Annotated in this window: 21 protein-coding genes; 10 read left to right on the top strand and 11 right to left on the bottom strand. The window is 45.2% G+C overall.

The features are described from left to right. The 4 genes from C1T21_RS02875 to C1T21_RS02860 form a co-directional block, all read right to left on the bottom strand. Positions 1–975: an aldo/keto reductase family protein gene (locus C1T21_RS02875; RefSeq protein ID WP_103047135.1), complete on the bottom strand. Its 975-nt coding sequence runs from the start codon at positions 973–975 to the stop codon at positions 1–3. Between the two features lie 186 nt (positions 976–1,161). Beyond that, complete coding sequence (locus C1T21_RS02870; RefSeq protein WP_103047134.1) at positions 1,162–2,124, bottom strand: radical SAM protein; 963 nt, start codon at positions 2,122–2,124, stop codon at positions 1,162–1,164. Positions 2,125–2,325: 201 nt separating this feature from the next. Further along, entirely contained in the window at positions 2,326–3,540 is a 1,215-nt protein-coding gene (locus C1T21_RS02865) for a spr1629 family repressor/antitoxin (RefSeq protein ID WP_103047133.1), read from the bottom strand. Between the two features lie 38 nt (positions 3,541–3,578). After that, positions 3,579–4,322 carry a spr1630 family ClpXP-sensitive toxin gene (locus C1T21_RS02860; RefSeq protein WP_025719189.1) on the bottom strand — a complete coding sequence of 248 codons (744 nt, stop codon included), beginning with the start codon at positions 4,320–4,322 and terminating at the stop codon, positions 3,579–3,581. Positions 4,323–4,657: 335 nt separating this feature from the next. Here C1T21_RS02860 and C1T21_RS02855 point away from each other — a divergent pair, with 335 nt between their 5' ends. From C1T21_RS02855 to C1T21_RS02845, 3 genes are all read left to right on the top strand, one after another. Further along, positions 4,658–5,134 (top strand): DsrE/DsrF/DrsH-like family protein, encoded by a 477-nt coding sequence (locus tag C1T21_RS02855; RefSeq protein WP_103047132.1) that lies wholly within the window; start codon positions 4,658–4,660, stop codon positions 5,132–5,134. 135 nt (positions 5,135–5,269) lie between these two features. Continuing rightward, a complete protein-coding gene (locus tag C1T21_RS02850; protein WP_103047131.1) occupies positions 5,270–6,778 on the top strand; it encodes an aminotransferase class V-fold PLP-dependent enzyme in 1,509 nt (502 codons plus the stop codon). 80 nt (positions 6,779–6,858) lie between these two features. After that, entirely contained in the window at positions 6,859–7,368 is a 510-nt protein-coding gene (locus C1T21_RS02845; RefSeq protein WP_103047130.1) for a DUF1036 domain-containing protein, read from the top strand. 103 nt (positions 7,369–7,471) lie between these two features. Here C1T21_RS02845 and C1T21_RS02840 read toward each other — a convergent pair whose 3' ends face one another. Continuing rightward, positions 7,472–8,524: an LLM class flavin-dependent oxidoreductase gene (locus C1T21_RS02840; RefSeq protein ID WP_103047129.1), complete on the bottom strand. Its 1,053-nt coding sequence runs from the start codon at positions 8,522–8,524 to the stop codon at positions 7,472–7,474. Between the two features lie 251 nt (positions 8,525–8,775). Here C1T21_RS02840 and C1T21_RS02835 point away from each other — a divergent pair, with 251 nt between their 5' ends. Beyond that, positions 8,776–9,531, top strand: a complete 756-nt coding sequence (locus C1T21_RS02835) for an AIM24 family protein (RefSeq protein ID WP_068939217.1) — start codon at positions 8,776–8,778, stop codon at positions 9,529–9,531. 42 nt (positions 9,532–9,573) lie between these two features. Here C1T21_RS02835 and C1T21_RS02830 read toward each other — a convergent pair whose 3' ends face one another. Both C1T21_RS02830 and C1T21_RS02825 read right to left on the bottom strand, forming a co-directional pair. Then, positions 9,574–9,912, bottom strand: a complete 339-nt coding sequence (locus C1T21_RS02830; protein ID WP_013312677.1) for a zinc ribbon domain-containing protein YjdM — start codon at positions 9,910–9,912, stop codon at positions 9,574–9,576. 293 nt (positions 9,913–10,205) lie between these two features. Continuing rightward, a complete protein-coding gene (locus C1T21_RS02825; protein WP_103047128.1) occupies positions 10,206–11,072 on the bottom strand; it encodes an SDR family oxidoreductase in 867 nt (288 codons plus the stop codon). Between the two features lie 138 nt (positions 11,073–11,210). Between C1T21_RS02825 and C1T21_RS02820 the strand changes: the two genes are divergently transcribed. Beyond that, complete coding sequence (locus C1T21_RS02820; RefSeq protein WP_103047487.1) at positions 11,211–12,101, top strand: diacylglycerol/lipid kinase family protein; 891 nt, start codon at positions 11,211–11,213, stop codon at positions 12,099–12,101. An 18-nt stretch (positions 12,102–12,119) separates the two neighbouring features. On the opposite strand, the gene C1T21_RS02815 is transcribed toward C1T21_RS02820, so the two are convergent. Then, positions 12,120–12,662: a hypothetical protein gene (locus C1T21_RS02815; protein WP_103047127.1), complete on the bottom strand. Its 543-nt coding sequence runs from the start codon at positions 12,660–12,662 to the stop codon at positions 12,120–12,122. A 95-nt stretch (positions 12,663–12,757) separates the two neighbouring features. Here C1T21_RS02815 and C1T21_RS02810 point away from each other — a divergent pair, with 95 nt between their 5' ends. Then, a complete protein-coding gene (locus tag C1T21_RS02810) occupies positions 12,758–13,672 on the top strand; it encodes a phosphatidate cytidylyltransferase (RefSeq protein WP_103047126.1) in 915 nt (304 codons plus the stop codon). A gap of 105 nt (positions 13,673–13,777) precedes the next feature. Here the strand turns inward: C1T21_RS02810 and pdxR are convergent, their stop codons facing one another. Beyond that, complete coding sequence (gene pdxR / locus C1T21_RS02805) at positions 13,778–15,151, bottom strand: MocR-like pyridoxine biosynthesis transcription factor PdxR (protein ID WP_103047125.1); 1,374 nt, start codon at positions 15,149–15,151, stop codon at positions 13,778–13,780. A 107-nt stretch (positions 15,152–15,258) separates the two neighbouring features. Between pdxR and C1T21_RS02800 the strand changes: the two genes are divergently transcribed. Beyond that, complete coding sequence (locus tag C1T21_RS02800) at positions 15,259–16,158, top strand: DMT family transporter (protein ID WP_103047124.1); 900 nt, start codon at positions 15,259–15,261, stop codon at positions 16,156–16,158. An 87-nt stretch (positions 16,159–16,245) separates the two neighbouring features. Here the strand turns inward: C1T21_RS02800 and C1T21_RS02795 are convergent, their stop codons facing one another. Next, a complete protein-coding gene (locus C1T21_RS02795) occupies positions 16,246–18,252 on the bottom strand; it encodes a PTS fructose transporter subunit IIABC (RefSeq protein WP_103047123.1) in 2,007 nt (668 codons plus the stop codon). A gap of 169 nt (positions 18,253–18,421) precedes the next feature. Further along, positions 18,422–20,374, bottom strand: a complete 1,953-nt coding sequence (locus C1T21_RS02790; protein WP_103047122.1) for a BglG family transcription antiterminator — start codon at positions 20,372–20,374, stop codon at positions 18,422–18,424. Between the two features lie 150 nt (positions 20,375–20,524). Here C1T21_RS02790 and C1T21_RS02785 point away from each other — a divergent pair, with 150 nt between their 5' ends. From C1T21_RS02785 to C1T21_RS02775, 3 genes are all read left to right on the top strand, one after another. Then, positions 20,525–21,253, top strand: coding sequence for an SDR family oxidoreductase (locus tag C1T21_RS02785; RefSeq protein ID WP_103047121.1), 729 nt, complete (start codon positions 20,525–20,527; stop codon positions 21,251–21,253). Continuing rightward, positions 21,247–21,717 carry a MerR family transcriptional regulator gene (locus C1T21_RS02780; protein ID WP_258012346.1) on the top strand — a complete coding sequence of 157 codons (471 nt, stop codon included), beginning with the start codon at positions 21,247–21,249 and terminating at the stop codon, positions 21,715–21,717. The genes C1T21_RS02785 and C1T21_RS02780 overlap by 7 nt, the downstream gene beginning before the upstream one ends. A 91-nt stretch (positions 21,718–21,808) precedes the next feature. Further along, positions 21,809–22,684 (top strand): GNAT family N-acetyltransferase, encoded by an 876-nt coding sequence (locus C1T21_RS02775; protein ID WP_103047120.1) that lies wholly within the window; start codon positions 21,809–21,811, stop codon positions 22,682–22,684. Positions 22,685–22,852: the final 168 nt, after the last annotated feature.

Here is a 22,852-nt window from a genome sequence, read left to right as displayed (position 1 = left end):
TTAACGCAAAGGTTCAAAACCCTCTGCTTGCTTGAGAATCCGCTCAATTTCCACGCATGTCTCCGGTTGTAGCCTCACTTCTACTGCTTTCACATTTTCTTCGATTTGTGCCGGCTTAGTTGCCCCAATGAGTGCAGCACTGATACCCGGTTCTCTCAGAATCCAGGCAAGCGCGAGCTGTGACAGGGTGATACCCAAATCCTTCGCCAGCTTATCCAGCTCCTGGACACAGTTTAGAACGGTATCGTTCATGTAACTGCTGATGACATTATTGACCGAGGCATCAGCCCCACGGCTACCCGTCGGTAAAGGTTGTCCAGGCTTGTATTTACCCGTGAGGATCCCTTGGGCCAGAGGCGAAAATACAATTTGGCCAATACCTACCTGCCCGGATACGGGAAGTACCTCATGTTCGATATAACGTTCGAACATATTATAGATCGGCTGATTAGCAATCAATGGCCGCAAATTTAGCCTTTTTCCAATCCCATGGGCATCCGTGAGCTGGGCAGCACTCCATTCACTGACAGCAGCGTACAGAATCTTACCCTGAGCCTGAAGGTCATCGAGCGCTCGCAGCGTCTCTTCCAAAGGAGTATCCGAATCATAACGATGACAGAAGTACATGTCGATATAATCCGTACCCAGACGCTTCAGACTCGCTTCGCATTGCTCCATAATGTGCTTGCGTGACAGTCCCCTGTCATTGGGACCGGAGTCCATAGGGAAGTACACCTTGGTAGATAACACATAGCTCTCTCTTCGATAAGGCTTCAAGGCAGCTCCCATAGCCTTCTCGCCTTCTCCCCGGTTATACGCGTTCGCAGTATCAAAGAAATTAATCCCGAGTTCAAAGGCTTTGGCAATACAGGTATGAGCTGCTTCCTGCTCGGCGGCTGTACCGTACGTTAACCAGCTCCCCAGACCGATTTCACTAATTTTAAGACCACTGTTGCCTACATTTCTATATTTCATATCTACTCCTTCTTTCATAAGAAGATCATATTTTTATATTTTAACATGTAAACCCTTTCATTAAAACAAATGAGGATTTTGTAAAATCCAGAAATAATAAAGGATTCATGGAGTTACATGAAGGATATCCACCACCCTGACTGTTAGGGTGGTAGATGCTTATAGCCTCACAATCTCAAATCATATCTACTTGCTTCCTACAGGAAAAAGCGCATCATAGGCAGGACAAGGCAGTTTGTCGAGAAACTCCTGAAGCTGCTTCGGTTTATTTTTGTAAATATCCTTTAAGGATGTTCCATTATAAATATTGCCGATGACCACAGGATGGCATAGCTCACAGATCAGGATGTCCCCGTTCCCGTGAAGATGGAGCTGTTTTTTACCATCAACACAGTTGGAAAAATAAACACCCGGCTGCTCCTTGAAGCCCAGTGCTTCTGCAAAACGGTCCATACAGGTGAAATACAACACAGTATCGTCCTTTTTATGTGCAATCAGGTCATGAACGGAACGAACAAGCGCTTCCTTGGTAGAAATAGCGTTCCAGTTGGTATGATCCATTACGATGCTGTTTTGGATTTCATGGATACGCACACCGAGTTCATATACCTTTTCGCTAATCGCTGGCATGTTATTCTGCGTCTCCGCAAACAGCAACGTCTCCAGCACCGTTTCCAGCTTGGCTTCGGTACATAACCGGATATTTTGAACGATTTTCTCATACATGCGAGGATGAACATGATAATAGGTTGCATATTTATCGGCATCCGTGAAGTTGAAAGAGATATGAATGTTGGAAAGTCCTGCATCACGTAGTTTCTCAATTCGTTCAGGGCTGAGCAAGCTGGCATTGGTGTTGAGCTGGGTAGCGATGCCCTTGCTTGAACAGTGAGCCACGATGTCCAGACAATCCTCATACTTCAAGGTCACTTCTCCCCCGGACAGTCGCACACGTTTTAACGTTGGAATGTCATCAATAATATCAATGACCTCTTTGCTGCTAATGCATTGCCCATCGTTCCGCTGATACGCGCAGCAGTAATCACACTTGAAGTTGCAATTAGAGGTGACCCCGACTTCCAGTCCCTCCAGCTCGTAGATGCCCGGCGTTTCCAGTTCAAGTGCTTTATATTTGTTGTCTATACTCACTTTCTCATGATCCTCCCGATCTCAGGCTTATGTCTTGAATTCCCTTGAGATTATACAGAATAGGAGCGGTTTGTAGATATGACATTGGTAACGGCGAAAATGGAGTCTCGAAAATTTAAATAAACAAAAGAAACCTGCATCTAAAAAGATAGGTTTCTCGACAGTCTTAAAGCCTTAAATATATGTTTTAAAAAGCTATAGTTACACTTGCTTAGCTACATCAGAGATACGCTTGGATATATCCGTGACATTTTGTAGACCGAAATCAAGATTTTTCGCCAAATATTTATTAAAAAAGTCAGGAACAATTCCGGTCATATGATAAAAGAAGGATACTTCAGTTTTCCAATCATTCTCAACCATATGATGTATGTTCACGAGGCCCTTTTTAGAGACAAGGTCGATAATCGTTTTGATTTTTGTTGGTTTCTGAATTGTAATTAACTCATCGAGTGGTTCAATTTTCAAATAACCTTTTCGATGTAAAGCTGCATAGAAGTTCCGATGATCTTTTGGTTTGAGATTTCCCAAATAGGCCGCCCTGTATCCCAACACTTGCAGCGAAGTTTTCCATTTCTTTTTCAAATCCAAGTAATTATCTGGATTTGTGATATGAACCACATTTTTCATATCAAGTGTAAATTCGTCTTCAGGTAATAGGAATGCTCCCGCAAACATATTTGCTTCATTTTCAATAATTTTGTGTTCTTTTCGATCTAAATTAGCAAATTCAACGCGATAATGAAGCAGTAAATGCCCCAGTTCATGTGCTATATCAAAGTTTCTCCGAACGGCTGATCGTTTCATATTCCCTAATATGATATAAGGCCGGTCGTTTCGAGTCCAGAGACTATAAGCATCAATCTCCTCGCCCATTGCCTTCTCAAAGGCGAATACTCCACTTTTTTCGACTAGAAACATAAGATCGTCGTTTGTATCTTGCGCTAGACCCAGTCTTTTTCGTGCCAAATGAGCAACTTTATCAATTTGAGTGGATCTATCGTCATCTGAATGGTTTAGATATTCGATAACTTCATCCCTTAAGCTGATAATTTTGAGGGTAGGGAGCCTAACTCTGGCTGTGATATAGTTAATAAAAGCATCTAAATATTCAACATGCTTCGCTTCCGCCTGCGTCTTCGAGATAACATTCAAAACTTTTGAACGATAAGCGATGTTCATTACGTTTACGTTGGCAGGTGTCATATTCCGTGCAAGCATGTCTTTAGTATAAAAGTATTTACTTTTCACGTTAAAAATCCGCTTTAACTCATTCACGATTTGCATTTTAGGAGATGTATACGCATTCTCGTACTGCCAGACTGCTTGTTCTGTAACACCTAACATTTCGGAGAGCTGTTTTCTTGAATATCCATGCATGATCCGTAGATTGGTCAAATTTTCACCTATGAACATGCTGCTCCCTCCTTATTTGACTAACCCGTCTTGTTTGTCTAGTTGTGTTGTTCTTCTTCCAAGATCCCAATATCGAAAGCTGCTGGATCCATAATATCTTCATTCATTTCTGGCGCGACTACTTCGCGATCTTCTTCCGTTAAATCAGCTCCAGAAATAAGACTTGAGAGGTCTTCTATTAGGTAAGCAATATTATCATCGGGATTAGGCAAATAATGTATTATTTCAGATATCTGATATGCCTCATCAAGTGCATATGTGAGTATATGGAACTCATTGTAGGATGATTTAAAGCTTTCGAGTTCATCTTTTACCTGACTCTCTAAAATTAGAAAAGAAAGTTGTTCAGGTACTCCTCCTATTTTGGAGGATTGCTGAGTAGGAGAAAACAATAAATCCTTGTTAATTTTTGAAAGTTCATGAAGATAGGTACGACGTGGACCTTTCCCACCGTAATTACTAGGTAGCTTTGCCTGTGAAAAACATTTCTCATTGAAATAAGCCGCGTTCTTAATAAGAAAAAGAATTTTAGAGTCTCCATGGATAAATTGGAGATAGTCCCACGTTAATCCAGCTTTCGATTTTTTATATGTAAAACCGTAATCAACGCACTCTTCTGCGATCTTACTTTCGATAAAGTTACCCTTGGTCCAGGCAAAAGCTGAACTGATCTTCATTTTTGCTTTTCGATCTTTACGATGCTCAATATAATCGCGATATCCATCTACGATAGCATCAACAATCATTTTGTTGTGTTCGGAATTAAATTTGAATTTATCCATATCCATCGCTCCGATTCATAGGTATGAGGAATACCTATATTTTAATCGAAATTCGGACTTAAGGAAATGATTTTTTTTGTTTTTTTTAAAGTTGTACTATATATTGAATAAAATCAAACCATAATAGTCATTTAGGGTTTTAAACCGATGTGGCCTTTAAATTATTCTCATTCTTCTCGCAGATCATCCGCTAATTAGCAAATAGAATGTTTTTATGTGTAATTACCACATGTTTGCAACTTATGCCTTGTAATTGTGAGCAATATGTGAACTGGGCATACTTCTCATTTCCAAATCCATACTGAATATATCTGTTGGTAATGGAGGCGGGAATTGTGGATAAAAGGATGAATCTGCTTATGTTCAGCGGCGATTATGATAAGGCAATGGCTGGACTGATTCTGGCAAATACGGCACGGGAATTGGACGTGGACGTGACGATGTTTTTTGCGTTCTGGGGACTATTTCTGGTTCGTGACCCTGACAAGATGACGTTGGAGGACAAGACGATTTATGAAAAAATCATGGGCTGGATGACTCCAAAAGGACCCGAAGAGCTGCCATTATCCAAAATGAATTTTAGCGGTCTTGGCAAGCTGATGCTGACGGAAATGATCGAAGATAACGAAGCCCCGAAGCTTATTCATTTCTTGAAAGGAGCGCGGAAGAAAAACGTAAAATTTTATGCCTGTAAGCTATCGGTCGATATTATGGGTTTTAAACCGGAAGAATTTATACCTGAACTGGAAATTATCGAGGCCAAAACGTATCTAAAAGATGCGCTCGAATCCGATATGCAGTTGTTTATATAAGATAGACCTACTGCCTTATCCCGCTTTTGGATGAGGCTTTTATTGTGACTAAATGATGACACTCGCCTATTTTTTTTAACCCATTCGGGCCTACCTACGTACCCTAAGAAGACAGAACGACTTGGGAGGCGCCGTATGCTCATGGCTCGAATTGGAAACAGTAATTGTAGGTATCAGCCTTCTAACGAGGCTTATTTCCAAAGGTATCGTGAAAGTACAATCGGATATAACCAGACCTTTGAATCTCCATATGGGCAAAAAAAGCTGATTTATGCGGATTGGGCAGCCAGCGGCCGTCTGTATGGACCCATCGAGTCGAAAATAGCTAATGAATTAGGCCCTTTTGTGGCGAACACGCATACGGAGTCTAATTTGACAGGAACTCTGATGACCCAAGCCTATGAAGAAGCGAAACAAATCATTAAAAGCCACGTTCATGCCAATGAACATGATATCATCCTGTTCGCCGGGTCTGGTATGACAGGTGCAGTGAATAAGCTTCAGCGACTGTTAGGATTGAAAATACATGAAAATTTAAAGCCTCTCTACCCCATCGCCGAAAAAGAACGTCCCGTTATTTTCGTTACACACATGGAGCACCACTCCAATCATATTTCCTGGGCAGAAACCATTGGAGACGTTGTGTGTCTTCCTCCAGGTCCTGGCGGGATGGTCGATCCAACTCATCTCGAACGACTGCTGCTTCAATTTCGGCATCGCTCTATCAAAATCGGCGCCTTTACCGCCTGCTCCAATGTTACAGGGTTCGAAGTGCCGATTTACCAGCTAGCCCGCAAAATGCACGAACATGGCGGCGTTTGTTTCGTTGATTTTTCGGCAAGCGCACCTTATACCGAGATCAACATGCACCGCACAGATCCCCTTGAGAAACTGGACGGGATTGTATTTTCACCCCACAAATTTCTTGGGGGTCCCGGTACAAGCGGCGTTTTAATTATGGATTCGAGGCTGTGCCTCAATTGTGCTCCAGATCAGCCAGGAGGGGGCACAGTTAGCTGGACTAATCCTTGGGGTGGATACGAGTATAAAGATAATACTGAAGCCCGTGAGGATGGAGGGACGCCTGCCTTTCTACAGGCCGTTCGAACGGCGCTCTGCATTCGGCTGAAGGAACAAATGGGACAGAAGCGCCTGTTGGAGCGCAAAAAGGAACTGACATCTCTATTACTAAAGAGCTTGAGTACCATACCAGACCTACACATTTTAGGAGGAAGTAGCCAAGAACGAATGGGAATCGTTTCTTTCGTTGTCGGCCATATTCACTATAACCTGATTGTAAAACTATTGAATGATCGGTTTGGCATTCAGGTTCGGGGCGGCTGCTCTTGTGCAGGCCCCTACGGACATTATTTGCTGGGCATCAACAAGCAAACATCTAAACAAATGACAGACCTGATCCATGCGGGAGACTTATCTCGAAAACCAGGCTGGGTGCGTCTGTCGCTCCATCCCATGATGACGAATCAGGAAGTCTCCTATATCGCCTCTTCCATACGGGCAATCGTGGAAAACATCATGACCTGGCAAAGAGATTATACCTATCAACCAGAATCAAACGAATGGCGATCTATGAATGAACATCACAAAATAGACATCAGCAAATGGTTCAATTTTAGCGATTAAGAGACTCATGTCCGTTCCCTTCTTTCAAAACTCTCATAGGATACACTGTAAATTACTATATGAGGAAAGAAGTGACGACAATGGGTCTCAATTTTCGCAACAGTACTAATGCGGCTATCTTTGTAGTCTTCGCCTACCCGGACTTCAGCTGTAGTCCTGTTAACTACTCTAAAACAGGCTGGTACCGCGTTAACCCCGGACAGACTGTTCAGTTGTGGAGCGGCTACGCAGGAGGTAATACGTTCTTTTATTACGCTGAAGATGATTTTGGACGCGAATGGCGGGGTTCATATTTCACTCAAGTTCCTGAGAATGCCTTCAATTGGTGCTGGGATACAGGCTGTACCACTTGTAGAAGCGTGGGACTGCGGAGAATCGCAGTTAGCCCGTTCGTCTTCGACTATACTATCAACTTTGTAACGAGCAGCAGTCAAAGAAAACCTGCATCTTCCACACTCCGCATGACATTGCCTTCCAAAGCAACCCAAGAGAAACCTATCTTGCGCAGAGTTCCTGCTAAACCTAAGAGACTAAAACAAGGTAAAATCCTATTGCAAAAACGCATCGCTCATAAAAAACGGACAAAATAAAGAATGATCTCATCAGCTCGCATATAGTTTTTTAGAAGCAAAAAAAGGAGCGACCTCACCCCCATGGCCTGCTCCTTTCTCTTTTATCTATGAGGTAATCCGCTTATTTACTCTCGGATTCCCACTTGGATATCTCTTCACGAACCCGTGGTGCTACCTCTGTTCCCAATAGCTCAATAGCTCTCATGACATCATCATGCGGCATCGTCCCGACGGGTACGTGGAGCAGAAAACGTGTAATGCCTACCTGTTTACGCAGATGAATGATTTTTTGGGCAACCGTGTCGGAATCGCCTACATACAACGCTCCTTCAAAGCTGCGTGCGGCATCGAAGCTGGAACGAGTGTAAGGACCCCACCCACGTTCACGCCCAAGCACATTCATGCTCTGCTGAGTGGAAGGGAAGAACTTATCCGCTGCCAGCTCAGTCGTCTCTGCGATAAAACCATGTGAGTGTGATGCAACTGGAAGCAGCGATGCATCATGACCGGCATGCCTAGCGGCTTTTTTATACAGTTCCACCAACGGGGCAAACTGTACAGGACTCCCCCCAATAATCGCCAGAACCAACGGCAATCCGAGCAAGCCTGCACGAACCACAGATTCCTGATTGCCCCCACTCCCAATCCATACGGGCAAAGGGTTTTGAACTGGACGCGGATACACACCCAAATTGTTGATTGCCGGCCGATGTCCGCCTTTCCAGGTAACTTTCTCGGATTCCCGTATTTTCAATAATAGCTCCAGCTTTTCATCGAATAACTCATCGTAGTTATCCAAATCATACCCAAATAAGGGGAATGATTCGATAAAAGAACCCCGGCCTGCCATAATCTCAGCTCGTCCATTCGAAATGCCGTCCAGTGTAGCAAAATCCTGAAACACACGTACAGGATCATCCGATGAAAGCACCGTAACTGCACTGGTTAACCGAATTCGTTGGGTCTGCGCAGCAGCAGCAGCGAGGATAACAGCCGGAGCAGATGCTGCATAATCTTTACGATGATGCTCCCCCACGCCGTACACATCCAGCCCTACCTGATCTGCAAGCACAATCTCCTCGACAACTTCGCGTATTCGTTGTGCATGACTGATGACCTCACCCGTTTGGGGATCCGGCGTTGTTTCTACAAACGTGCTTATACCTATCTCCACTTGTTCTACCCCCTATTTTCATGCCTCATTCTCATACGGCTGCTCTCGAAGCCAATCATTTTAAAAACCGATATCTTTATATTGAACCTTTTTTGCATCTTTTTCAAGCAATCTTTTTCTGAGTCTGAAAACCAGCCAAGGGAAGTGTCTAGATTCGCCGCAGGAAAAGAAGTCTCTTTGTCGAATATTTTATGGAATAAAGAAGATTCCCATCCCACAACATGAATACAACAAGGAGGGCACATACATTTATGGCTTTTGTCATTAACAATTTAAAGGATAACAGCAATGTTGCCATCACTGACCAATTAGGCGGATTTACGGTACTGGAATACATAACAGATTTGAGTTCCACCTCGGTGGAGGCTGCGAAAAACAATTACTATATGAGCAAAAGTAACATGCGCCGCAAACAGCTCATGATCGAAATCAACAATAGTGAGATTATGATGAAGGCGGGAGCCATGCAATATACTGTGGGTAGCATGGAAATGACTACCGGTGTAAAAGGCGTGGGAGGCTTAATGCGAAACTTGGTGTCCGGTGCTGTAACCGGGACAGGTGCCATTAAACCGCACTATAAAGGCACGGGTACCATTATGCTGGAGCCTACCTACCAATATATTTGGCTTATTGATGTCGACAATGATGATATTGCCATCGAAGACGGCTTGTTTTTGGCTTGTGACACGACGCTGGACATATCCGTCGTTGCACGTAGTAATCTTTCCTCTGCAGCACTGGGTGGAGAAGGGTTATTTAATTTAAGCGCCCGCGGAAAAGGAGTGCTGGCACTTCAAGCGCCAATCCCTTCCGAAGAAGCGGTCGTTATAGAATTGCAAAATGATGTGCTGAAGGTGGATGGTAACTTCGCCCTCATGTGGTCCAATACCTTACAGTTCACCGTCGAAAAATCCGGGAAAACCAAAATGGGCTCGGCTGCTTCCGGCGAAGGGCTAGTAAATGTGTACAGGGGAACAGGAACCGTATGGTTAGCACCATTATAAACATAAAAAAGGAGAAGCCCTAGGCTTCTCCTTTCTTACATTTTAATTCTTTTTTACAAACTCCGATTTTAGCTTCATTGCTCCAAAACCATCAATTTTGCAGTCAATATCATGATCGCCATCCACCAGACGGATGTTTTTTACTTTGGTCCCGATTTTCAAGACGGATGAGCTTCCCTTCACTTTAAGGTCTTTAATAACCGTTACAGAGTCACCATCCTGCAGGATGTTACCATTCGCATCTTTGACGACCTTTACGTCTTCACTGCTTGCTTCTGACTCGGTAGACCACTCATGAGCGCATTCCGGGCAAATGAAAAGACTGCGATCCTCATAAGTGTACTCTGAATTACATTCAGGACAATTTGGTAAATTAGACATGGTATTATGTACTCCATTCATTTTCAAATTCTACTGCTATGCTAAGCTTCCTTGATAGACCAAGCTTGCTCCAAGTCTCCCTTGGAGTTCCCTACAAGTATATTGGATAAACAGTCACGATTCCACTCATGGATAAAATTAATCTGAGTTTTGTACCGATACGTAAGCGCCCTGCCTCTGAAAATACCCAGAGGGTGAACATGTAACTAAAACGGATGCTGGCCTCTCTAGGCAGCATCCGTTTTAATCATAAGCAGTATCATATGTTGAAATTGTACTCTACGGTACGTTTATTATGCTTGGGTTTGCTTGATCAGTTCACTCATTCCTTGGCTAAGCGGCGTAAGGGGGCGTTTCAACAGCTTCTCGAAATCATTGCTTACGACATCCAAGGCTCCTTCACGAATCGCTTGTTGAATACCGACCACAATAGGGATTGCACCTTCCGGGACTCCCGCACCGAGCATAACCTCGGCATACGTAGCATCATCCACCTGCTGTACAGGAACGTCTTTGCCCAGAACCTCAGCAAGTACCGCTGCAAACTCTTCTTGGGTAATCGGCTTACCGGAGAGCTCGTATATTGTATTCTCATGCCCTTCGCCAGACAAAACGGTTGCAGCTGCTTGTGCATAATCTGCGCGGGTAGCCCAACCTACTTTACCGGACCCTGCCGAGGTTAGCCAAGGAGCCCCCGCGAGTACGGATTGGATCGTGCCTGCCTCATTCTCCAGATACCAATTATTACGCAGGAAGGAGTAAGGAATGCCTGACTCACGAATGAACTCCTCCGTGATGCGATGTACGGGGGCAAGGAATAGAGTGCTGTCAGCGGCATTGGCAGCGCTAGTATAGGCGATGAAGCCTACTCCAGCACGTACAGCAGCATCAACAGCCGCTTTATGCTGACGGATTCTAGTATCATTATCCCCGTCTGCGGATATAATCAGCAATCGGTCTACTCCAGCAAACGCCTGATCCAGCGTCTCCGGTTTATCAAAGTCGCCATGACGAACGTCAACGCCACGAGACCGTAAGTTCTCTGCTTTTTCTGGATTTCTTACACTAACAATAAGATCGTTTGTGGAGACAGATGTAAGCAACGTATCTACCACGATGGAACCCAATTGCCCCGTTGCTCCTGTTAATGCGATTTTCATATGAAATCCTCCATTCAGATTGTATTTACTTTTATATAGTAACTAAAAATATAACGCATGTCTAATCTAGAGTCTAAAGGTCTGCTTTTCGGGTAAGAGTTGGTACAACAAACTCTCCCCAGAGAAAGGAACATGTATATGAAAAAAGCTATGGTCATTGTAAATCCCTCTTCCGGCAAAGAGGAATCTCTCCAACATGTCAGAAACGTAGAAGAAATTCTACGTGACCAAGGATACGCTGTTACGGTTAAAGAAACGGCAAAGGAACTGGACGCCACCCGTTTTTGCGTTAATGCGTGTGAGGAAGCTTGTGACCTAGTCGTTTCCATCGGCGGGGATGGCACACTTCACGAAACCATCAACGGCTTCATTGATCAAGACCATCGCCCAAGACTGGGGGTCATCCCCCTTGGGACAGTCAATGATTTTGCCCGTGCCTTGCAAATTCCGCTAAGTCCCGAGCTGGCGATCCGTACACTGACTTCTGCCCGCGTGAAAAACGTAGATATGGGCCTCTTAAACGGCCGAATGTTTGCCAATGTGGTTGCCACAGGTTCGCTTGCTGAATCGCTATCAGCTGTATCATCAGACGATAAATCCATGTTTGGCACGTTTGCCTACTTCAAAGAAGGCATGAAAGAGCTTATCAGCCATCCTGCCCACTCACTTATCGTCCGCTATGATGACAAGACCTGGGAAGGGAAATCTCCACTCTTTTTGGCCACTTTAACCAATTCAGTTGGCGGATTCGAGAAACTGGCACCCGATGCGGCTGTTGATGATGGTCTACTTCACTGCTTTATTTTCAAAAACCTCAATATATTGAACACCGTGACGGCCAGCATATCCTTATTTTTAGGCAACCTGAAGGATCATAGTGATATCGTTTACTTTACCGCAAAGCATGTAAGTGTCAGCTCCGCAGAACCGGTCAGTACGAATGTAGATGGTGAGGAAGGGCCGTCTTTGCCTATCGAGCTTGGTATTTTACCGCGTCATATCGAGGTAATTGTGCCGGAAGAGGTTTAAGTCATGCGGTGCTGATCCTCAAGCTTGAGGATCATACTCGCTCAATTTCCCCTCGTAGATCAAATGGAATCGACCACTTTGACGAAAATCGTCTGGCGTAACAAGAGCGGGTAGCTTGTTCCATATTTTTATGCCAGATCGCTGTAAAATTTCTGCAACGAATTGCGAACAAAAATAAGAATTGCTGAACTCGACTGGTTCTTTGAGTGCAATACCAATCAAACCCAGTAAGTTATACATATATTTTTGGCGACTTCGGATAAATACATGTAAAACTCGCTTCATTTTTTCAACTTCACGGTCGGTTACTTGAAGCTCGTAGATAACACATGTTGTATTCGGAAATCTGCTGTATGTACCTGTCTTAATATCCTCTTTCACGAAACCACCATCCAGAGGGTTATTAGGGGTCTTTCTCCCGAAGCTGTATAACTCCGAAAGTTTCCGGTTGAAGGAAATGGAGGCGTGATTATATGGCGCTCTCGTATAGCTTTTAATGACTCTCGTAAGAAACGTTCCCGTATTCGTAAGCAAGATAAAGACGGATTGATCTGCTACCATTTACGAAATTTCCCCTTATCAAGTTTGAATTATTCCTTCATAATAACATAGGAACCCTAATGGAACCCTATTTCGCGATAAGTTGGTGAGTGGTAATGGACAGTTCGCTATTAACGTTAATCCTTATTTTTACAGCCTTATTGGTCATCCATCTGATTTACATAGTAGTAGTCAAAACACAGCCAGACAAAGACTATACAGCTATTGGGCTTCGCCTCAAGACATGGTGGGGTATGTTCTTTATCTTTTGCTTGGCAACTCTTTTCAATCCGATTGTTTCACTGCTTTCCCTGATGGCACTCACCTTTTTTGCGCTAAAAGAATACTTTTCTATGATTAGATCCAGAAAAGCTGATCGCAGATTGTTTCTATGGGCGTACTTGGCGATTCCCGTACAATTTTACTGGATTTATATCGGGTGGTACGGAATGTTCATTGTCTTTATCCCTATCTATGTATTCTTACTGCTACCGCTCCCACGATTGATCAACAAAGGAACGGTTGGATTTCTGCGCAGTGTCAGCTCGACCCAGTGGGGACTCATGCTAATGGTTTTCGGGTTGAGTCATCTGGCCTATTTTCAGTTTGCTACACCGCAATACGGAGCGAAACTTGTACTTTTTCTAGTGGTACTGACGCAGCTCAATGATGTCGTACACTATCTAGCATCACTCTATTTCGGTAAGCGGAAAATCGTCCCGACATCCAATCCCAATATAACTTGGGAAGGCTTTGCACTCGCTTTTCCCGTAACTATAGCGGCTTCCTATTTCATCTATCCCTATCTGACGCCGTTTGACCTGAAATTTGGAATTATTTTCGGCATGCTGATCAGCTTGAGCGGTTTCTTCGGCAGCTTAACGGTTTCCGTGCTGAAGCGGGATTTATTAATCGGCGATGATAATAAGTTCGATGCTTTGAAAAAAAGCTATTTAAGCCGGGTGGATAGCTTGACCTACACCTCGCCCGTCTTTTTTCATGTAATCCGTTATTTTTTTGACTTTATGTAGGATTACATGGCTCAAACCTCGTATGAATAGTGATCATGGAACACAATATCTTGCTATGAAAAGGGCAGCCTATCCTCACCTAAGGATAGGCTGCTTTCGCGTTTACTACCGTTGCAGTGCGTTCCTGATTCTGCGAACCCCTTCACGAATTTCATTTTCCTTTAGATGCCCATAGCCCATGAGCAGCCGGTTCCCTTCAAGCTGTGCCGCAAATACATTTTGACTATGGAGACATTTCGGCAAATCCTCTCGGAACGGGAACTGAAACTCTGCTACCAAATGTAAACCCGCCGATCGGCCACACACCCGATATTGCCCTGTAAAATGCTGCTCCAGGCTATCAAGCAGGACTTGACGACGCTTGGCATACACTTTCTTCATCTTATGTACATGTTTATGAAGGAGTCGCTTCCTGATATACCGACTCAACACAATTTGTTCCAGGCTCGCTGTCTGGTAATCCGCCAGTTGCTTTAAACGGATAAAATCAGCGACTCGTGACGAGGGAAGAACAATATAGCCGATCCGCAGCGCAGGGAACAATATTTTGCTAAACGTCCCGACATATAGCACCCGTTCTGGGTCCAGACTCTGCAAGGAGTGGACGGGCGCCCCGTCATACCGGAACTCACTGTCATAATCATCTTCGAGCAGAAGACATCCTGTCCGGGCTGCATACTGAATAAGCTCGATCCGCCTTTGGATCGGCAAGATACCCCCCAGCGGGAACTGGTGCGAGGGTGTCAGATATGCCAGTTTGGGGTGTCTCTTTTGCGGCAGATCGGCTGTTATAACTCCCGAATCATCAACAGGCATACTCCGCAATGTGGCTCCTGTGGCCGCCAGAATGCTTTTTAAATCTTCATTTGTCGGTTCCTCTACCAGGGCTTCGTCTCCAGCTGACAGTAGCAGACGGGTGACAAGCTGAATCGCTTGTACTGCTCCGCTAGTGATTACAATATGTTCCGGGCTGGCTTTCACTCCTCTGGTGTGAACCAAATAGTCGGCCAGCTCCCTGCGTAACTCAGACTCTCCGGCAGGATCGCCATAACCTAGTGCCAGATCAGGAGCCTCTTTGCATACGCTCTGAAGCAAGTCAGCCCATGATTTGCGCGGAAATAATTCCAATGCAGGAAGGCCTGTCTGGAAGGAAATTACCGACATCTCATTTGAATATGCAGATTCCACTGCAGACGCAGACGCCTCGATAGGCGGTGCGGATACATAACCTGGAAGGACGGCCCCTTCGGCTACATAGGTACCTGAGCCCGAGCGCGCAATGGCTAAGCCTTCGGCTAGCAGCATTTCATAAGCTTCGAGGATAACATTCCGGGAAACATTCAACTGTAAGGCCAGCACCCGGGTCGAAGGAAGTTTATATCCTGCATGCAGTTCTCCGGCTAAAATACGGTCCCGTATTGCTTGATATACCTGACGCAGCATCGGAACTGTCACATTCTTATCGATAGATAACCACATAGCTGCCCCCCAAGCGGTACTGTCAAAAACCTCTTCAACTGGATCTACAAGTGCCCAGTTTCTATTGCTACAGTATATATCAATATCTGTACAAGAGGTGAGATGAAATGAACAAACCAACCTTTTCGACTTACATGGAATTAGTGATCGCAACCTCCATTGTCGGCAGTTCTGTGGTAGTCGGTAAACTGGTCGTGATGCAGCTACCTGTTTTTTTATCGCAATCTGCCAGTCTGGCTGTTGCCCTTCTATTCTTGGTACCCATTGTATTCATCAAGAAATATTCACTAAGGATCAGCAAACGGGATGCCTTAATCCTGTTTATTCAGGCCCTGATCGGCATGTTTCTCTTCCGCGTCCTAATGCTGTACGGGCTGGCCTACGCCTCTGCTTCCGAAAGCGGAATTTTAACTAGCTTAACCCCAGCTATTGTTGCACTTCTTTCGTATGTGCTGCTGAGAGAAAAGATTACGCTCCGCCCCGGACTAGGGATTGCCTGTTCACTGCTCGGTGTTTTGGCACTACAAGTACCTCACATATCGGCGCTCTGGTTCAATGCTCCTAACGCAACCTCGTTCATTGGCCTGCTGCTTGTTCTGTCTGCTGTGTTCGGAGAAGCTGCACTGACAGTGTTACGCAAGATGCTATCCAGCCATGTCTCTTCCCTGCTTGGAACCATGTATATAACACTCTTTTCATTCCTCATGTTCCTGGCTTGTTCCTTTGTGGAGGCCCAACAGTTCAACTTTAACCACGTTGGTGTAGGGGAGATTGGGCTAGTCTTATATTATGGTATCTTTGTCACCGCATTAGGCTACGTATTATGGTTTAGGGGTGTATCAAGAGTACCGGCTAGTACAGCAGCTGTATACACGGGTTGTATTCCCGTCAGCACACTGCTGCTGTCCTATATCATCCTCCGTGAATCCTTCTCATTTGCTCATCTGGCTGGTGCAGGCTTTGTATTTCTCGGCATCATACTTATATCACGTGGTGAACGCTGCTGACTCACGCAAAGACCTTCTCAAAAAAGAGGCTCCCGGCTGAAACTTCGGGAGCCTCTTTTCTTTAATTTAGGTTCTTAGCGCATTGAATTAATGCACCTGATCCAGCAATTGATATGCTTCTTCCTTCGTTGTAGCTGCCAGAAGCGCTTCTCGGAAATGATCGTCCATCAGCTTACGTGATAACATTTGCAGCACTTTCAGATGCGCATTTTCCTTGCTGTTGCGCGGTACGGCAATCATGAAGATCAGTTTTGCTTCACTTCCGTCTGCACTATTCCAGTCAACACCACCCTGCTTGATGCCGAAGACCACGCTTGGCTTCAGGACAGCTTCCGATTTGCCATGAGGAATGGCAATATTCATTCCAATGCCTGTGGAGCCTTCTTCCTCTCTGGCTAATATCGCCTGTTTGAAATCACTGGCAGAGCTTACGGCTCCATTTCTCTCAAGTGCCCCGATCATTTCATCAACCACAGCATCTCGTGTCGTTCCTTCCAGATCCAAATTAATCAGATCCATTGTTACAATATCCGTCAGTTTCTCAATTTGAATGGCTTGTGGAGAAACGGCTGGCCCATTATTTGTAACAGTTGTTGAAGCAGATGACTCCGTAGCGGCCCTTGTAGTAATCGCAGATTGTCCAGCTCCTGCGGTAGAATGTCCAGGCATCGCTTCCCCAGCAGCATCCGGAGTTAGGGTTGCTGCAATATCTTTTTTCAGCAGGCTCACCAGGACAACCGATACAGCTACGCCGACAATAACGGCGATGAAGAACATAAGCACATGGTCCACTGCACCAAGTACAGCTACAATCGGTCCACCGTGAGCTACCTTGTCACCTACATTCCCCAACATCGCAATGACTGAACCGACCATGGATCCTACCATGATACTAGGAATAACACGCAGTGGATCTTGCGCCGCGAATGGAATCGCACCTTCGGTAATACCGAACAACCCCATCGTGAATGTTGCCTTCCCAGCCTCGCGTTCCGCAGGTGCAAATTTACGTTTGTTGATCATCGCTGCAAGTCCCATCCCAATCGGCGGAATACAAATCGCAACGGCGATTGGCCCCATAATTTCATAATTCCCTTCGCCGATCATGGCCGAACCGAATAAGAATGCAACTTTGTTCACAGGGCCGCCCATATCAAAGGAGATCATCGCACCTAGAATCAATGCCAGTAGAATTGAGCTTGTACCTTGCATACCTGCAAGCCAACCTGTTAAAGCTTCAAACAATTGTGCGACTGGAGCACCAATCACAAAGACAAAGATTAATCCAACAATTAAAGATGCTAATACAGGGATAATAATTATAGGCATGATCGGCTGTAATGCTCGCCCAACTTTAATTTTCCGAATCCCAAGTGCAACATAACCCGCTAGGAAACCAGCGATAATCCCGCCGATAAATCCAGCCCCCGCCTCACTTCCATAAAAGCTGCCGTTCGCAGCAATGAATCCGCCAATCATACCCGGTGCAAGCCCCGGTCTATCCGCAATGCTCATCGCGATAAATCCGGCGAGGATCGGTATCATAAAGGTAAACGAAGCTGAGCCGATATCCTGAACCGTCTTCCAGAATGAACCGTCCGGTATAACCAGACCGCCTGGTGTCTTCTCACCGCCAATCGTCAACGCAATGGCAATGAGCAATCCCCCAATGACGATGAAGGGTACCATATAGGATACACCGTTCATCAGGTGGCGGTAGATGGGATTTTGCTTCGGTTTGTTCTCCTGTGAGCTACCTTCGGCAGAACGTGGCTCTGCTTGGTACACAGGTACATTACCCTTCATCACCCGCTGGATCAATTCTTCTGGACGGCGAATGCCATCCTGTACGCCAACGACCAGCAGTTTCTTACCGACAAAGCGGTCTTTAACCACCGTTTTATCCGCTGCAATAATAATGCCATCTGCCTCACGGATCTCCTGCTCGGTCAGTTGATTTTCGACTCCAATGGAGCCTTGTGTCTCGACCTTCATCTCGATGCCCAGCTTTGCTGCTGCCTTTTGCAGATTCTCAGCTGCCATATACGTATGTGCAATTCCGTTAGGACATGAGGTAATCGCTAATATCTTCATAGTCATTCCCCTTCTCTCTGTTGTTTCCGCTTACATTGATAGTATAAACGCCTATCTTGCTGTTATCGGACGAACTTTTTACCGGAACTTTCGGAAAAACGGAATTATACCGGCAAAAAACAGGACTTATCTATAAGTCCTGTTCCAGAGCACAGCTTTTGATTTTAATTTATCCCTTCATTCTCCCTAATAATCTCATCGCATCGGTCTCCTTAGATAAGGCATGAACCAAAGCAGGCTGCTCACTGATCAGGGACAATTCCTTAAATAACTGGCGCATCTCTTCCCGCCCATCTTGTTTAACCGCAAGCAAGAACACAAGCTCTACTTTCTCGGTTCCCCAGGTAAGCGGCTGCTTCAAGGTAGCGATTACAATGGAGGACTGCCTTATCCACTCAGAACCGCCATGCGGGATGGCTATGCCTCCCCCAATCGTCGTGGCCGACATTTTTTCTCGTGCCAGTACGCTGTCCACATAACCAGGCTCCACATATCCTTTGTCCTCCAGTATTTGCGCCAGCTTGGAGATCAATTGTTCCGGATGCTGCACTTCCTGCTGGGGAAAGACCAAAAAAGGTGTTGTATATTTAAAAAATACCGATTCTTCTGCTGCCCTATGTTCCGGCTCATCCAGTCGTCGGATCACTTGCTCCAGTCGACGTTCGTCCTTGGCATCCAGCAAGGGAGAGACGAGAATGTGCGGAATGTTCATCTCTGGGAGATCTACAGTGGTAATGACGAGATCCACCTCCTGGGCTGCCAGATAGTCCTGGACTTCTGCTTTGGAAAGGGTTGTCTCCACATGTACAGCCGGAAATTTACGTTCCACCTTGGTGCGTAGCAGTTGGGACATACCGATGCCCATGTGACACACGATGATGGCTCTCTGGGGATGACTCTCTTTCTGGTGCAATCGCTCCACAGAAGCCTGAAAATGCAGCGTTAAATACGCCGCTTCCTCCTCGGGGAAGGATAGCCTGATCCATTTCCCCACCTCTTCCAGCGTAATAATAACTCGGTCGAACATGTAGGGGTACATCTTCTTGATCTCGGCCAGCATAGGATTGGACACGGTCAACCCATATTGAAGACGGTTCAGGGTCGTATATAAATGGACATTCAACCCTTTCAGCAACATTTTGTCCTTGGAAAAGGCAATCATATTCAGCTCGGACATCCGCCGGACTAACTGCTCAATCAACTCAGGCAAAAGCGGGTGGCTATCTGCCAGCTCACCTTGTTTTCCTGTTCTTTCCTCCTGCTGGTAACGGAACTTCCCGCTAAGCAGGTGCAGAGTTAAATACGCTGTCTCTTCCTTGGAAAAAGGCACGGCAAACAACTTTTGCAACTGCTGCAAAAAAGACGTAGCCCATGTAAATTCGCGTCTCTCCTGCAAAAAGGCAATGTCCTGCTTGGAGAGGGAAATGGGTTGTCCCATCTTAGTTCGTTTGACCATTAAGAGGATATGCAGCATTAGAGCTTCGAAAGCTTCGTCAGTAAAGCTGAGCTCATGGCGTTTTTGCAATGCTTTTAATTCATGATTTATGGTTGTAATCTCGTGCGATTCAAACTGTTTGCGCATCAACTGTCCTGTTAACTCAGGACTGTCAATCAGCTGGTTCATCCGCGCCAAAGCGATGCGCTTATTTTTCTCAGAGCCTTGAATGGTCAAGCCTACGCGCTGCTTGGTAATTAAGGCCAGATTAAAGCTGTGCAGCCAGCCATCAATCTTCTCCATATCTCTACGAATTACCGTCTTGTTCACATAATACTGTGAAGCTAGATCCTGGATGGTCACAGGCTCGGCATTCATCAAGAGCCGATAGGCGAGATGCAGTACCCTTTCCTCATCCGACTCATGTTGGGCTGTACTCTCGTCCGCATACAGTCGATGGAACAATTCATTCTGATCCGCTTCACCCATCTCCAGATAAATGCCGCGTCCCGGCCTTCTCACCAGATCGGCATCAGAATGCTTGACGATATAATCTTCAATTACTTTCAGATCGTTGCGGATCGTCTTTTCAGAGCAGTCGGTCAGATCCGCCAAATCCTGCGCTAACCACAACCGGTCTGGTTCAGTTAACAACATGCGTAAAATTTCCATTTGCCTTTTATTCATTCCATTCTCCCATCTTCCAAGTTAAAGAATGTCCAGGGCACTTCGAGCTATATTTTTGCTGGTTTTGTGTTGACTTTAAGTATACTCCAAGTAGTACATTTAAAGCATGGTGGCCGCCAAATTCAAGAATAATGAAAAGAGGAATCGCTCATGACTATTGGGAAAACAGCTCTTATTACTGGGGCCAACAAAGGCATCGGGTATGAAACAGCCAGACAATTGGGGGGTATGGGTCTTACAATCCTGATTGGCTCACGGAATGAGCAGAGCGGCCGGGAAGCGGTGGCTAAGTTGGCTAATGAGGGAGTAGAAGCCCGATTGATTTTGTTAGACGTGACGAATCAAAGTACGATTGATTCCGCAGTCCAACAGATCAAACAAGAATTCGGTTCCCTTGATGTACTCATCAACAATGCCGGCATATCTTTGGGAGGAGCCAATCCTCCAAGTCAGTTCTCTTTGGACGATTTAAGAGAAACGTATGAAACAAACTTTTTCGGTTTGGTCGCGGTGACGCAAGCCATGCTGCCTTTATTGCAAAAATCTCCTTGTGGTAGAATCGTTAACTTGTCGAGTGGCCTTGGTTCGTTAACCTATAATAGCGATCCTGAGCATGAACATGCACAATTTAATTTGCTTGCCTACAATAGCAGCAAAGCAGCGGTTAATATGTTCACCGTCACCCTTGCCAAAGAATTCAAAGACTCACCTCTCAAAATTAATTCGGCTGACCCTGGCTTTACCGCCACTGACTTAAATGGCTTTACAGGACCGGGTTCGGTACAACAAGCTGCTGCTGTCGTTGTTCGTTTAGCCACTTTAAATAATGACGGGCCGTCAGGAGGATTTTTCGACTCGAATGGAGAAGTGCCTTGGTAATCGTTACAATGAAGGAGTGGGATACTTTGCAGGAAATTCCGGAGACGATAACCTCTATTAGTCAAGCTGCAGAACTAACAGGTTTAACAGAGGATACCATACGCTATTATGAGCGAATTGGCTTGCTGCCTTATGCAGAACGAAAGGCTAACGGACACAGGTTCTACAGTAGAGATCAGATTCTGGGGATTATCTTTTTAACCCGATTAAAAGCCACTGGAATGACCATAGAGGAAATGAAGCATTATCGAGAACTTTCGATGCAAGGCAACAGCACCATTCCGATCAGACACTCCTTACTTGAAAAACATAATCAGAAGATTCAACAAGAAATTTCCAAACTTATGGAAACCCAAAAAATTATTGAATATAAGCTCAACCATTATCGTGACCTCTCTACCAATCCTGATCTTAGCGACACGAATTGCAACCCTACAACACCCAGCACCAATCCCCTTTTTTAAGGGGTTATTTTCATTTTCAGTGGGAGATTGATGGAGCTCCCTTAATTCCCTATAATCCAAATATAGCATGAATTTCTAGGGGGGAATAACGGTGATCACCTATGTGAGATGCAATGACGTCAGTATGGAACACATTTTTCAAGCGTTTTCGCTTGGGTTCTCGGATTATTCCATTCGCCTGACCATGGATCAGGACGATTTCGTAGCACGTTTTTTTGGTCCAGAGGGTAATACACGGAATCACTCTTTCCTTGCCATGGATGTGGATCAACCGATCGGCTTAATTCTCGGCGGTGTCCGGCAGTTCGACGGGTACAAGACCATGCGTTGCGGCACGCTATGCATCGCTCCGGCTTACCGCGGTCAGGGGATTAGCAACAAGTTGCTGGAATTACATAAACAAACAGCCATCTCCGCGGACTGCCAGCAGCTATGGCTCGAAGTCATCAAGGATAATCATCGAGCCGTTAAATTATATGAAAATCAAGGCTATCAGCCACGCTATACGCTGAAATACTACAACGGCACTCTGCCCTCCGCCCCACCCGCTGCCCTCTCATCTTCGTATATTCTTAAGGAAGTTACATTTGATGACATCGCAGCTTTTCGTAAGACCCTCACCGACTGCCACATCCATTGGCAAAGCGACACACCTTATTATGCCACCAGTACACAGGAAGCTTTTCTCGGCATCTACGAAGTGAATCAAACGTGCCTCGGCATGGTAAGCATGAGTGCTAAGGGCAAAATCAACTTTCTTTGGGTCGATCCTAAGCATCGCAACCAAGGATTAGGATGCGCCCTCCTTCATAGAGCAGCAGAGATCCACAAGATTGAGAAGGTGTCCATCTGTCTGTCTGACAATGAGTCTCTTGAAGGCTTTACCCAAAAAATAGGTCTCTCGAAAGACCCCATTGAGCAATATGAAATGGGTATGCTGCTGAAGGTCGATCATGTTGTACAATGATCAACCTTCCTCCTATCCATGCTCCCCTGTTTGATTCACCTACATCTTCTTCTTCCAATTATAAAGTAAATGAGAGGAGGGGATATTTATAATAATTTCTTTGTTTATAGAATGTTTTCCTAAACATGGATTGTAAAATGACCGTTAATATAAGGAGTGTGTTTTTAA

It is taken from the genome of Paenibacillus sp. F4, assembly GCF_002894905.1.
GTDB lineage: Bacteria > Bacillota > Bacilli > Paenibacillales > Paenibacillaceae > Paenibacillus > Paenibacillus polymyxa_B.
Note: the sequence above shows the minus strand (reverse complement) of the source record. Positions and strands in the feature narration are given on the sequence as shown.

Excerpts from the sequence above, each read along its gene's own strand:
- C1T21_RS02825 (WP_103047128.1), bottom strand. The coding sequence starts at position 11,072 with ATGAAAATCGCATTAACAGGAGCAACGGGGCAATTGGGTTCCATCGTG.
- C1T21_RS02845 (WP_103047130.1), top strand. The coding sequence starts at position 6,859 with ATGGGTCTCAATTTTCGCAACAGTACTAATGCGGCTATCTTTGTAGTC.
- C1T21_RS02800 (WP_103047124.1), top strand. The coding sequence starts at position 15,259 with ATGAACAAACCAACCTTTTCGACTTACATGGAATTAGTGATCGCAACC.
- C1T21_RS02830 (WP_013312677.1), bottom strand. The coding sequence starts at position 9,912 with ATGTCTAATTTACCAAATTGTCCTGAATGTAATTCAGAGTACACTTAT.
- pdxR (WP_103047125.1), bottom strand. The coding sequence starts at position 15,151 with ATGTGGTTATCTATCGATAAGAATGTGACAGTTCCGATGCTGCGTCAG.
- C1T21_RS02795 (WP_103047123.1), bottom strand. The coding sequence starts at position 18,252 with ATGAAGATATTAGCGATTACCTCATGTCCTAACGGAATTGCACATACG.
- C1T21_RS02835 (WP_068939217.1), top strand. The coding sequence starts at position 8,776 with ATGGCTTTTGTCATTAACAATTTAAAGGATAACAGCAATGTTGCCATC.
- C1T21_RS02865 (WP_103047133.1), bottom strand. The coding sequence starts at position 3,540 with ATGTTCATAGGTGAAAATTTGACCAATCTACGGATCATGCATGGATAT.
- C1T21_RS02860 (WP_025719189.1), bottom strand. The coding sequence starts at position 4,322 with ATGGATAAATTCAAATTTAATTCCGAACACAACAAAATGATTGTTGAT.
- C1T21_RS02815 (WP_103047127.1), bottom strand. The coding sequence starts at position 12,662 with ATGGTAGCAGATCAATCCGTCTTTATCTTGCTTACGAATACGGGAACG.
- C1T21_RS02810 (WP_103047126.1), top strand. The coding sequence starts at position 12,758 with ATGGACAGTTCGCTATTAACGTTAATCCTTATTTTTACAGCCTTATTG.
- C1T21_RS02875 (WP_103047135.1), bottom strand. The coding sequence starts at position 975 with ATGAAATATAGAAATGTAGGCAACAGTGGTCTTAAAATTAGTGAAATC.
- C1T21_RS02790 (WP_103047122.1), bottom strand. The coding sequence starts at position 20,374 with ATGAATAAAAGGCAAATGGAAATTTTACGCATGTTGTTAACTGAACCA.
- C1T21_RS02820 (WP_103047487.1), top strand. The coding sequence starts at position 11,211 with ATGAAAAAAGCTATGGTCATTGTAAATCCCTCTTCCGGCAAAGAGGAA.
- C1T21_RS02785 (WP_103047121.1), top strand. The coding sequence starts at position 20,525 with ATGACTATTGGGAAAACAGCTCTTATTACTGGGGCCAACAAAGGCATC.
- C1T21_RS02850 (WP_103047131.1), top strand. The coding sequence starts at position 5,270 with ATGCTCATGGCTCGAATTGGAAACAGTAATTGTAGGTATCAGCCTTCT.